The 12,175-nt window shown below is 72.0% G+C and carries 10 protein-coding genes; 8 read left to right on the forward strand and 2 right to left on the reverse strand.

All coding sequences use genetic code 11. The annotated features are described in order from the left end of the window. The first annotated feature begins 181 nt into the window (after positions 1-181). The 5 genes from DKT68_RS07915 to DKT68_RS07935 all read left to right on the forward strand — a co-directional run bounded on the left by DKT68_RS07915 (position 182) and on the right by DKT68_RS07935 (position 5,922). A complete protein-coding gene (locus tag DKT68_RS07915) occupies positions 182-1,069 on the forward strand; it encodes an NAD(P)-dependent oxidoreductase (RefSeq protein ID WP_236646790.1) in 888 nt (295 codons plus the stop codon). Positions 1,070-1,130: 61 nt separating this feature from the next. Next, complete coding sequence (locus DKT68_RS07920; RefSeq protein ID WP_109816755.1) at positions 1,131-1,697, forward strand: QsdR family transcriptional regulator; 567 nt, start codon at positions 1,131-1,133, stop codon at positions 1,695-1,697. A gap of 103 nt (positions 1,698-1,800) precedes the next feature. Then, entirely contained in the window at positions 1,801-3,207 is a 1,407-nt protein-coding gene (locus tag DKT68_RS07925) for an alpha/beta hydrolase domain-containing protein (protein WP_201748944.1), read from the forward strand. A 386-nt stretch (positions 3,208-3,593) separates the two neighbouring features. Further along, a complete protein-coding gene (locus DKT68_RS07930; RefSeq protein ID WP_109816756.1) occupies positions 3,594-4,070 on the forward strand; it encodes a hypothetical protein in 477 nt (158 codons plus the stop codon). Between the two features lie 34 nt (positions 4,071-4,104). Then, positions 4,105-5,922, forward strand: a complete 1,818-nt coding sequence (locus tag DKT68_RS07935) for a glycoside hydrolase family 15 protein (RefSeq protein WP_109816757.1) — start codon at positions 4,105-4,107, stop codon at positions 5,920-5,922. Positions 5,923-5,939: 17 nt separating this feature from the next. Here DKT68_RS07935 and DKT68_RS07940 read toward each other — a convergent pair whose 3' ends face one another. Continuing rightward, a complete protein-coding gene (locus DKT68_RS07940) occupies positions 5,940-6,923 on the reverse strand; it encodes an NAD(P)-dependent alcohol dehydrogenase (RefSeq protein ID WP_109816758.1) in 984 nt (327 codons plus the stop codon). 112 nt (positions 6,924-7,035) lie between these two features. Between DKT68_RS07940 and DKT68_RS07945 the strand changes: the two genes are divergently transcribed. After that, a complete protein-coding gene (locus tag DKT68_RS07945) occupies positions 7,036-7,779 on the forward strand; it encodes a TetR/AcrR family transcriptional regulator (RefSeq protein ID WP_109816759.1) in 744 nt (247 codons plus the stop codon). Between the two features lie 25 nt (positions 7,780-7,804). Here the strand turns inward: DKT68_RS07945 and DKT68_RS07950 are convergent, their stop codons facing one another. Beyond that, positions 7,805-9,418 (reverse strand): FAD-binding oxidoreductase, encoded by a 1,614-nt coding sequence (locus tag DKT68_RS07950; protein ID WP_109816760.1) that lies wholly within the window; start codon positions 9,416-9,418, stop codon positions 7,805-7,807. 142 nt (positions 9,419-9,560) lie between these two features. On the opposite strand from DKT68_RS07950, the gene DKT68_RS07955 reads away from it, so the two are divergent. Both DKT68_RS07955 and DKT68_RS07960 read left to right on the forward strand, forming a co-directional pair. Continuing rightward, positions 9,561-10,247 (forward strand): DNA alkylation repair protein, encoded by a 687-nt coding sequence (locus DKT68_RS07955; RefSeq protein ID WP_109816761.1) that lies wholly within the window; start codon positions 9,561-9,563, stop codon positions 10,245-10,247. 252 nt (positions 10,248-10,499) lie between these two features. Continuing rightward, the gene (locus DKT68_RS07960; protein WP_201748946.1) at positions 10,500-12,161 is read left to right on the forward strand and encodes an ABC-F family ATP-binding cassette domain-containing protein; all 1,662 of its coding nucleotides are present in this window, start codon (positions 10,500-10,502) and stop codon (positions 12,159-12,161) included. Positions 12,162-12,175 lie beyond the last annotated feature (14 nt).

The raw sequence follows: 12,175 nt of genomic DNA on the forward strand, positions 1-12,175 counted from the left end.
ACCCCGTACTCGCCGATCTCAAGCACGCCGGCACCAGGGGTGGCCCGGACCCGGCGCCCGGCGCACTCGTCGTTCGTCGATCCTGCCACTCGGCACATGCGCGGCGGCGGCTTCGGCGGGATCGGTCCACCGGGGTGCCACCGCGGCCTACGCTGCCCCGGGTACGAGGAGCGGGGACGTGATGAATCAGGTACGGCAGGTGGCGGTACTCGGGCTCGGCGGCATGGGCGCGCCGATGGCCGCGAACATCCTTCGGGCAGGTCTGCCGACGGTCGTCTGGAACCGGCGCCCGGAGCCCGCCCGCCGACTCGGTGAGCAGGGCGCGGACGTGGCCGGAAGCCCGGCCGACGCGGTGCGCCGAGCCGACGTGGTGGTGACGATGGTGACCGACGCGGACGCGGTCCGGTCCATCGCCACGGACCAGGGCATGCTGGCCGCGATGGCGCAGGGCGCGGTGTGGGCCCAGATGAGCACCATCGGCGTCACCGAGACCGAGCGCCTCGCCCGGCTGGTCGCCTCGAAACGTCCCGACGTGGTCATGGTGGACGCCCCGGTCGCGGGCAGCCGTGGCCCGGCCGAGCAGGGCCAGCTCGTCGTCCTCGCCTCCGGACCGGAGCAGGTCCGGGACCAGGTCGCACCGGTCTTCGACGCGGTCGGACACCGTACCGTCTGGGTCGGGCCGGCCGGCGCCGGTTCCCGGCTGAAGCTGGTCAACAACCTGCTGCTCGCCTTCGTCGCCGAAGGGCTCGCCGACGCCGTCGCGCTCGGCGAAACCCTGGGCCTGGATCGCGCGGCGACCCTGGCAGCCCTGAAGGGAAGCCCGCTCGTCTCGCCCTGGGCCGCCGAGAAGCTGGAGCGGATCGGCCGCGACGACTACACCGCGCAGTATCCCCTCGCGCTGGCTCTCAAGGACGTCAACCTGGCACTGCGCGAAGTCGGAGCCGGTCAGCTCCCCGCCGCCGAAGCTCTGGCCGCGGAGTGGCAGTGGGTGGTGGATCAAGGGCTCGGCTCCGAGGATCTGACGGTGGTCACCCAGGCCCTGTCCCGGTTGGGCGAATCACCCCTCTAGTACGCCGGCCCTCGTCACAACGGCTTCCACCAGGTGTATCGGGCGGCGCTATCGTCGGGGAATGCCGGTGCCGTCGCGACGGGTGGTCAGCGCGGAGCGTGTCGTCCAGGGCGGGTGTGTGTTCTTCCTCCGTAACGCCACTCTCGACATGAACGCGCTCGCCGACAGCCTTTCGGTCAGCCGAGCCACGCTCTACCGGGTGGTGCACAGCCGCGACCGGCTGCTCGGTGACGTGCTCTGGCGCCTCGCGGAGCGGCTCCTCACCCGAGCCTGTGCCGAGACCGCCGCCACCGGCGTCGAGGGGGTGCTCGAGACGACCCGTCGGTTCGCCGTCGGGGTCCGCCAGGCTCGGCCGTTCCGGGCCTTCCTGCGCGCCGAGCCGGCGACGGCCGCGCGGGTGCTGTTCACGCCGGCCGGCGGCGTGCACGCCCGGGTCGTCGATGCGCAGAAGGGCATTCTGGTCGCCGCGGCCGGCGACCCCACCTGGTCGCCGGCCGATCTCGACGGCGCCGCGTTCCTGTACGTGCGAATCGTCGAGTCCATGCTGTACGCGGAGCTGATCCATGGGCGGCGGGCCGATCCCGCCACCGCGGAACGTGCCGCCCGGGCGGTGCTCGAAGCGTGCTGAGCGGCGGCTGCGACAGCCGTCTCAGCTCTCCGCCGCCCGGTTCCGACGCCATTGAAGACCGTTTATGGTACGGCCAGGAAGTCGTCGTGAAGGAGTTCTCGCCATGACACGTCCACCGCGTACCGCCGCCCTCGCCGCCGCTCTGGTCACCACCCTGGTCGCCACGCTGCTCGCCTCGACACCGGCGGGCGCTGCCGCACCCGGTGAGCGGGAGCCGATCGCCCGCGCCGCGGTTCGCGGTCCGATCCCGGGCACGGTGCCGGGCGACCCGCTCGCTGAGCGGCTGGCCGACACCTACCCCTTCTTCTCGACGCCGTCCGATCTGGCCGCCAAGGGCTACGTCGAGGAGGAGTTCTATCTCTCCGGTGTCGCCGACGGCTGGGACACCGCCGGCAACCAGGTCGCCACCGACGTGGCGTACCAGACCCGGCTGGTCGTGCGCCGGCCTGCCGACCCGCGCCGGTTCAACGGCGTCGCCCTGGTGGAGTGGCAGAACGTCACGGCGGGGTACGACCTGGACGCGCTCTGGAACGCCGAGTCGACGATCCGCGCCGGCGACGCCTGGATCGGTGTCTCCGCCCAGCGGGTCGGTGTCGACCAGCTCCGGGGCTGGAGCCCGACCCGGTACGGCGGGCTCGACGTCACCGGCGGGGGACGGTACGTCGGCGACCAGCTCTCGTACGACATCTTCGCCCAGGCCGGCAGGGCCGTCGCCGACCCGCGGGGGGTCTCGCCGCTGGGCCGGCTGCGCGCCCGCACCGTGCTGGCCATCGGCGCCTCGCAGTCGGCCGGCCGGATGACGGTCTACTACGACCGGGTCCTGCCCCAGGTGCAGCCGGTGTTCGACGGGTACGGCTTCATCGTGGGCTCCGCGCCCACCCGGGTCGGCGACGAGCCGGTGTTCCAGGTGCTGTCGGAGACCGACGTGCGCACGCCGGTCCGCCCGGCCGACACCGACCGGTTCCGCCGGTGGGAGGTGGCCGGCGCGGCACACAGCGGCCAGAACGGCCAGGTCTACCGGGCGCCGATCCAGGAGCGCGACCTGGGCGCCGCCCCGGTCTACACCTGCGCCCGGCCGCCGTTCAGCCGCGTGCCGATGCAGCACGTGACCGCCGCCGCGTACGCCCACCTGGTGCGCTGGGTGGAGCGGGGTACTCCGCCGCCGACCGCGCCGCCGCTGGTGTTCAACCCGGATGGCACGAAGGCCCGTGACGCCCACGGCCTGGCCCGCGGCGGGATCCGGCTGTCGCAGGTCGCCGTGCCGACCGCGCTGAACACCGGCGACAACGCCGGCGAGTCGTTCTGCGTGCTGTTCGGCACCTATCAGCCGTTCGACGAGGCCACCCTGGACCAGCTCTACCGGACCCACGCCGGCTACGTGGCCCGCGTGGTGACCGCCGACGTCCGCAATGTCGCCGCCGGCTACCTCCAACCGGCCGACGCCGCCGAGAATCTCCGCGAGGCACTTCGCGCCGACGTGGGACGCCACGGCGGCACCCGCCGCCCGTGAGCAACTGGTACGCCGGCGCACCCCGCTGACCCGGGTCCTCCGGGCGTCGGGACAGAAGCTGCCCATCGTCGGGCTCCCTCCCCCATCCGGTCGGCGATCATCCGCCTCGTGGGCACCGTCCTACCGGCGGTGGTATCTCGGCGAGCACGCCGCACCGCACAGTCCGGTGACTTATGGTGAAAAACCGGCGCGGCCACCGTCGTCCGAGGTGCGACGCGGGCGTCCCCGATCAGGGCCGTCGACCTTCACGTTGTCGAGGCGAAGGACGGACCGATGACCGAGGGAACATCGCGGCGCCACGTACCGGTGGCCCGACACCGCCGTACGACAGCTGACGCCGGAACAGGCGCCTTTCCGGTGGTCGGCGCGCGCCGCGTCCACCACTGATGGACTGGGCCGGATGGGCGTTGTTCGGGTTGGTCGCCACCGCGGCGCTCACCGCGGCGCAGATCACTGCTCAACTGGCCGGCCTCACCCGCCTCGACTTTCCCCTGGTGCTCGGGACCCTCGTCACCGAGGATCCCGACCGGGCCCGCGTCTTCGGGTTCTTCATCCACCTCTGCGCCGGTCAGGGTTTCGCCCTCGGCTACGCGGCCACGTTCGCCCTGCTCAACCGTGCCACCTGGTGGATCGGGGCACTGCTCGGGACCGTCCACGTCGGGATCGCGCTGACGGTGCTCCTGCCGCTGCTGCCGGGTGTCCACCCGCGCATGGCCTCCCAGCGGGCGGGCCCGGCCAGCACGGCCGTGCTGGAGCCGCCCGGCCTGTTCGGCGTCAACTACGGCATCCAGACTCCCGTGGTCGCGGCTGTTGTCCACGTCATCTACGGGGTGGTCCTCGGGCTGCTGCTTCAGGCAGCTTGACCCTCGTCCGACGACTCGTCAGGAAGCGATCTCCATGACCAGCGGATCCGACACGAGGTGTCCCCGGCCGTCAGCGCCGATCAGCGACTACGGGCTGTTGAGTGACACACGTACCGCCGCCCTGGTCGCCGGAGACGGCGGGATCGACTGGTTCTGCGTGCCCCGCTTCGACGGCGAGCCCCTGTTCGGCCGGCTGATCGGGGGCCCGGACGCGGGAACGTTCCGGGTGGGCCCGGCCGGACCGGCCACGGTCGTCGAGCGGCGCTACCGGCAGCACACCGCCACCCTGGAGACGACATGGGCGGTAGGCGGCAGCCGGCTCACCCTCACCGAGGCCATGGTGGCCGAGGTCAGCGGACGCCTGCTGCCCACGACACTGATCGTGCGGCGGCTGTCGACCGAGGAATCGGCGGTCGACGCCGTCGTCGAGTTCGATCCCCGCCTCGGCGTGCGGCACCGCCGGCCCCGGGTCCACCACCGGCACCCCGCCGTGATGTGTCAGTGGGGGTCGCTCGCGGTCTCTCTGGGCTGCGCGCCCAACCTCACCATCGAACCAGGTCGGCCCGCCCTAATCACGGTCACGCCGGGCCGGCCCGTCACCCTGGTGCTGGCCGTGGCCTACCGCGAACCGCTGATCCACGTCGAGCCGGCATGGGCCTGGGAACTGCTCACCGAGGACGAGGACCGCTGGCGGGCCTGGAGCGCCGAGATCGACGGCTCGCTGCCTTTCCGGGACCACGTCGTACGAAGCCTGCTGACCCTGCGGCTGCTGACCTACTCGCCGTCGCGAGCGCCGGTGGCCGCACCCACGACGTCGCTGCCCGAAGATCCGGGCGGGGCACGGAACTGGGACTACCGCTACGTCTGGCCTCGTGACGCCAGCATCGGCGTCAGCGCGTTCCTCAGCGTCGGCAAACTCGACGAGGCCCGCGGTTTCCTCGCGTGGCTGCTGCACGCCACCCGGCTCCAGCGGCCACGCCTGCCGGCGCTGCTCACCCTCCACGGCCGTGACGTACCCGCAGAGCGGGAACTTCCCGGCTGGCCCGGGTATCTCGGCAGCGTGCCGGTACGGATCGGCAACGATGCCGCCGCCCAGCACCAGCTCGACGGCTACGGCTGGCTGATCGACGCCGCCTGGACGTTCGTGCAGGCTGGGCAGCGCCTCTACACCGAAGCGTGGCGGGCGGTGCGCGGCTTCGCCGATGTGGTCGCCCGTTGCTGGCAGGAGCCCGACGCCGGCATCTGGGAGGTCCGCCAAACTGCCCAACACGTCCATTCGAAGCTCATGGGCTGGCTCGCTCTGGACCGGGCCCTGCGCATCGCCGACACTCATCCCCTGCCGAACCGCCAACGCCGACTCTGGCGGGAAGCACGAGATGCCATCGCCGCCGAGGTCCGGGCATCGGGCTTCAACCCGGCAACGGGCAGCTACGTCCGCGCCTACGGCTCGGCGGACCTGGACGCGGCCCTGCTCATCCTGCCGCTGCTGGAGATGGACAGCGCCGAGTCGCCCCGGGTGCACGGCACCATCGACGCCGTCCGGGACGGGCTGTCCGCCGGCGGTCCGCTGCTCTATCGCTATCCGCCGGGACGTGACGGTCTCCCCGGCACCGAAGGCGCGTTTCTGCCCTGCTCGTTCTGGCTGGTTCAGGCCCTCGCCCGCACCGGGCGCCGCGTCGAGGCGATCGAGATGTTCCAGACCATGCTCAGCCACGCCAGCCCACTCGGCCTCTACGCGGAAGAGCTCGACCCCGCGACCGGCGCCCAGTTCGGCAACTACCCCCAGACGCTCACCCACGCGGCGCTCGTCCAGGCCGCACTCGCCATCCGGGACGCACCCGTCGACCCGTGACGCCGGGTGCGACCAGCTCAGACGGTGATGACGACCTTCGCCCGCGCGTGCTCACCTTCGAGGTACCGCATGGCTCGGGGCACCTCGTGGAGCGGGTAGGTCCGGTCGATGACCGGGGTGAGGCGGCCGGCTTCGGCGTGGGCACGGAGCGTGTCGAGGTGCTGCCGGCCGGGTGCCGTCGTGAGGATGACGATGCGGTGTCGGACGAAGGGTGCCAGCAACCGACCGCGCGCGATGAGCCCGACCGGTCCGATGAGGCTGCCGCCGCGGTAGACGCCGCCGCCGGAGAGCACCAGCGTTCCGCTCGGGGTCAGCACCCGCCGGAGCGCGGTGAGTGAGCGGTTGCCGACCAGGTCGAACACGACGTCGAAGCGGCGGGTGTCGTGGGCGAAGTCGTCGCGGGTGTAGTCCACGACGTGGTCGGCGCCGAGGGAGCGGACCAGGTCGACGTTGCGGGTGCTGCACACCCCGGTCACGGTCGCGCCGATCACCTTGGCCAGCTGGACGGCCAGAGTTCCGACGCCGCCGGAGGCGCCGTTGACGAGGACGTGGTGGCCCGACTCGACCCGCCCGACGTCGCACAGTCCCATGAGCGCGGTGATACCGGCCAGGGGTAGGGCCGCCGCCTGCTGCGGCGTCAGGTTCGCCGGCATCGGCGCGACCAGAGCGTCGGGCACGCACACGTACTCGGCGAACGCGCCGTTGGCGTCGCCGAGGTCGCCGAAGACGGCGTCGCCCGGGCGCACCTGTCGAACGTGGGTGCCGACGGCCTCGACCCGGCCGGCGAAGTCGCGGCCGCGAATGCGCGCCCGGGGCCTCGACCGGCCCATGGTCAACCGCGCCATCCGGGGGTCGCCACGCATGACATGCCAGTCGTACGCGTTGAGCGCGGCGGCCTCGACCCGCACGAGCACCTCGTCGGCGGCGGGCACCGGCACCTCGACGTCTGCGATCTTGAGGGTGTCCGGGGGGCCGTATCGGTCTTGGACGATCGCCTTCATCTGCTCTCCCCTCATTGGTGTACGCCGTACACCTCATGAGGGAATATAGGTGTACGCCGTACACCTGTCAAGAGGATTATGGTTCACCCACCGCCGGAGGACGAGGAGTGAGATGGCTGAGCAGGCTGAGACGCTGCGCCGGACGCCGCTGAGCAGGGACCGGATCCTGCGCGCCGCCGTGGCGCTCGCCGACGGGGCCGGGATCGAGTCCCTCAGCATGCGCAACCTCGCTCAGGATCTCGGCGTCGTGCCGATGGCCCTCTACAAGCACGTGGCGAACAAGGACGAACTGCTCGAAGGCATGATCGACTTGGTCGTCGGTGAGATCGATCCGCCCACGCCGGACACCGACTGGAAGCACGGGGTCCGCCAACGCATCCTCTCGGCGCGGCAGGTGCTCCAGCGCCACCCCTGGGCACCGCTGGCGATCGAGTCGCGGAACATGGCGACGCCGGCGATCCTGTCCTACCTCGACTCGATGATCGGGACGTTTCGCGCCGGCGGATTCTCCGTCGACCTCGCGCACCACGTGATGCACGCGATGGGCAGCCGGATCCTGGGCTTCAGCCAGGAACTGTTCGACGCCTCCCGGCGCGCCGGCCGGTCCGGCACGACCAACCCGGACCCACCGACGGCCCTGCCGCCGGAGATCGCGGCCAGGTTCCCGCACGTGGCGGAGATCGCCATGGCGGCGTCCCACGACGACACGTCCGTCCTGGGACAGGGCTGTGACGACCAGTTCGAGTTCGAGTTCGCGATGGACCTGCTTCTGAACGGCATCGAACGACTGCAACAGCAGGGCTGGACATCGTCACCCGGCCGCCGCGAAACGTCAGCCGCAAGCCATGACGCTTGACCAGAACGTTCTACCGACCCAAACGTCAGCCGGCGGGGTCGACGAGGACGCCGGGGTTGAGGATCCAGGACGGGTCGAGCGCGTTCTTGGCGGCCCGCAGCGCGAGGGCGACCGGGTCCGGACGCTGCCGGTCGTACCACGGTCGGTGGTCGCGGCCGACGGCGTGGTGGTGGGTGATGGTACCGCCGGCGGCGAGCAGAGCGTCGGAGACGGCATGCTTGATCTGGTCCCACTGGGCGAGAGTGGCGCCCCAGCGGCCGGTGGCGTACACGCCGAAGTAGGGGGCCGGGCCGTCCGGGTAGACATGCGTGAAGCGGCAGGTCACCACGCCGGTCGCGGCGACGGCCCGGAGCGCGTCGCCGGCCGCGTCGAGCACGGCGGTACGCATGGCGGGGAATCGGTCCCACGTGCAGGCGGTCTCGAACGTCTCCACGATCATCGACCGGGCGGCGAGCGCGTCACGCTGGTACGGCATCCGCATAAACGCTGACCGCCAGGCGTCGGCGGCGGCGGTCCGCTGCCGTGGGCCGGCGGAGTCGTCGCTGCGGGATGGCTCCGGCAGGGTGCCCCCGTGGTCGCGGCACAGCTCGACGGCGCGGTCCAGCCACGGTGTGACCGGATGGTCGGCGGACTCGAATCCCAGGACGAGCACGCCGCCGGTGGTGGCGGCGCCGGCGTTGAGGAGCGCCTCCGCCGGGTCGAGCAGCCGGCAGTTGCTCGGGTGCAGACCGGACTGGGCGATGGCCCGGGTGGCGGTGACCGCCTCGTCGTAGTCGGTGAAGTGCACCGTGGCGCCCGCCCGCCAGCGGGGCCGGTCCTGCAGCCTCATCCACGCCTCGGTGATGACGCCGAGCACGCCCTCCGAGCCGAGGAACAGGCGGTCCGGGGACGGCCCGGCGCCGGAGCCGGGCAGCCGGCGCGACTGGCTGGTGCCCGCCGGGGTGACGACCCGCATCGACTCCACCAGGTCGTCGATGTGGGTGAGGAGGGTGGCGTAGTGACCGCCGGCGCGGGTGGCCAACCAGCCGCCCAGGGTGGAGAACTCGAACGACTGCGGGAAGTGCCGCAGTGTGAGGTCGTACCTCCGGAGCTGGTCCTCCAGCGCCGGGCCGAACACGCCGGCCTGGATGCGGGCCGCCCGGCTGGTCCGGTCCACCTCCAGCACCAGGTCGAGGCGCCCGAGGTCGAGACTGACCGCCGCGGGGTACGCGTCACCCAGGCGCGGCTCCACGCCGCCGACCACCGACGAGCCGCCGCCATAGGGGATGACCGCGATGTCCCGTTCCGCGCACCAGTCCAGCACGTCGACGACGTCCCGCTCGGTCACCGGCCGGACCACCAGGTCCGGCGGGTCGTGGACATCCCCGTGCAGATTGCGGACGACGTCCCGGAACGCCTTGCCGTGGGTGTGCGCCGCCCGGTCCGCCAGGTCCGTCGAGCACAGCCGGGCGAGCGACGTTGGCGGATCGACCCGGGGTGGGCGCAAGCCGAGCTCGGCCACCGGCGGCGCGACGTGCTCGGTCAGGTCGCTGCCGGGAAGCAGAGTACGCACCCGGTCCGTCAACGCCGTGGCCTCCGCGCCGGTCACCGCGTCCTCGACGTGCCCCCAGCCCCACCACGAACGGTGTTTCCCGGCCACGCGGCCTCCCCGCCGTCACGATCGCTAGTCCTACTCGCCGGTAACGTACTAGACGGCCGGCGTCGCGTCGATGTACGGGAACTCGGTCGTGGCCACCTTCCGTCGTAGGCTGCGTCTCGAACGTGATGGACGGGAGGCTGAAATGGCCGAGACGACGCTGAGCGAGACATCGGTGGCCCAGGTGATGGCCGAGCTGGCCGACCTGGAGGACCCGAAGACACGCGAGGTGAACGAGAAACACGGTGACGATCACGGTGTGCACCTCGGCAAGCTGCGCGCGCTCGCGAAGCGGTTGAAGACGCAGCAGGAGCTCGCCTGCCAGCTCTGGCAGACGGATGACACCGCGGCGAGACTCCTGGCGATTCTGATCTGCCGCCCGAAGGCGTTCGAGCGTGACGAGTTGGACGTCATGGTGCGCGAGGCGCACACACCCAAGGTGCACGACTGGCTCGTGAACTACGTGGTGAAGAAGAACCCGCACTCCGAAGGGCTGCGCCTGACCTGGTTCGCCGACCCGGACCCGGTGGTCGCGAGTGCCGGCTGGGCGCTGACCACCGAACGCGTGGCGAAGAAGCCCGAGGGCCTCGACCTGCCCGGGCTGCTCGACGTCATCGAGGCGGAGATGAAGGACGCCCCGGACCGGCTGCAGTGGGCGATGAACCACTGCCTCGCTCAGATCGGGATCGAGCACGCCGAGCACCGCGCCCGCGCGATCGACATCGGCCAGCGCTTGGGAGTGCTCAGGGACTACCCGACCTCCCCGGGCTGCACGTCTCCGTTCGCGCCCATCTGGATCAGCGAGATGGTGCGCCGACAGCACGACAGGTAGGAAGCCCCACAACTCGTCGCCGTCCGGAGCGGGATCAAATGCGGATGAGCACGGCCGTCGGCGCTGCTACCGTGGCCGTCATGGCACGAGGTATCTGGTCGCAGAAGGTCCGCTCCGCCCGCTGACGGCGGCGCCTTCCTTCTGCTGAGTTCGCGCTCGCCGTCCCGGTTCCCGCCGGGCGGCCGCCTGCTGCTGCCCGGCTCCACTGCGAGCTGCGGAGCACCGTTGAACCTCAACCCGATCCTCGAAACCATGTCCCTGCCCGTCGAGGCGGGCGGTAGCGCACATGTCCGCGTCGAGAGCGTCACCGTCACCCGCGGGTCCCGGCGTGTCCTGAACGACGTCTCGGTCACCGTCTCCGCCCGGTCACGGATCGCCGTCGTCGGCGAGAACGGCCGGGGCAAGACGACGCTGCTACACGTCCTCGCCGGGCTGATTGCGCCCGACGAGAGCACCGTGCACCGGGCGGGCACGATCGGCCTGGCCCGACAGGAGTTGTCCGCCCGGGATGGTGAGACCGTCGGCACCCTGACATCCGCGGCGTTGGCTGAGTCGGTCGCGGTCCTCGCCGCGCTGGAGGAGGCGACCCTCGCCGTGACCGAGGGCGACCCCACTGCCAGTGATCGCTACGCCGCCGCGCTCGACGCCGCCACCCGCCTCGACGCCTGGGACGCCGAACGCCGGGTCGACGTCGCGCTCGAAGCCCTTGGCGCTTGTACGGACCGGAGCCGCTCACTGTCGATGCTGTCCGTCGGGCAGCGGTACCGGGTACGGCTGGCGTGTCTGCTGGGCGCGCGACATGACATTCTGCTGCTCGACGAGCCGACCAACCACCTCGACGCCGGTGGGCTGGACTTTCTCACCCGCAGCCTGGGCGAGCACAACGGCGGCCTGGCCGTCGTCAGCCACGACCGCGCACTGCTGCACGACGTCGCGGACCGGTTCCTCGACCTCGACCCGACCCGTGACGGGAAGCCACGGCCGTACGCCGGCGGGTACGACGCGTGGCAGGACGCCCGGCGTCGCGAGCGTGAGCGCTGGGAGCAGGACTACGAGAAGCAGCAGGCCGAGCACCGGCGGCTGCAGGACGCGGTGTCGAAGGCCCGCGACCGGCTCTCCACCGGCTGGCGGCCGGACAAGGGAACTGGCAGGCACCAGCGCCAGTCCCGCGCGCCGGGCGTCGTACAGGCTTTCCGACGGCAGCAAGAGGCCCTGGACGCGCACCGGATCGACGTGCCGGAGCCGCCGCCGGCCCTGCGGTGGCCGGACCTGGGTGTCCGGCCGGGTACGCCGCAGTTGCGGGCGCACGGCCTCACCGTCGGCGGGCGGCTGGCCGGTCCCGTCGACCTCACTCTCGACGGGGGCGACCGGCTGCTCGTCACCGGACCGAACGGTGCCGGGAAGTCCACGCTGCTCGCGGTGCTGGCCGGGGCGCTCGAGCCCACGCACGGGCACCTGTGGAGGGCGAAGGGGACGCGGGTCGCCTGGATCACCCAGGAGACCGCCGAGCAGGACCCGGGGCTAACCGCCCGGGAGGCGCACGCCCGCCACGTGGGACGACTCGTTGCCCGCGGGGCGCTGCATGACGCCGACGCCGTTCCGCTCGGGGCGCTCGGGCTCCTGGACCCCGACGCGATGCGCATGCCGGTCGGGCGCATGTCGCAGGGGCAGCAGCGGCGCCTCGACCTGGCGTTGGCGCTGGCCGGGCTGCCCGGGCTGATCCTGCTCGACGAGCCGACCAATCACCTGTCGCCGGCGCTGGTCGACGAGCTGACCGACGCGATCCGCGACACGAGCGCGGCCGTCGTCGTCGCCACGCACGACCGGCAACTGCTGCGGGACCTCGCCGACTGGCCGCGTCTGGAGATACGCGACCATCCGGCACCCGGTGTCCGATCCCCCGCGACCGGCTGACGGTGAGCGTCAAC

The sequence above is a fragment of the Micromonospora acroterricola genome (assembly GCF_003172955.1).
Lineage (GTDB): Bacteria > Actinomycetota > Actinomycetes > Mycobacteriales > Micromonosporaceae > Micromonospora > Micromonospora acroterricola.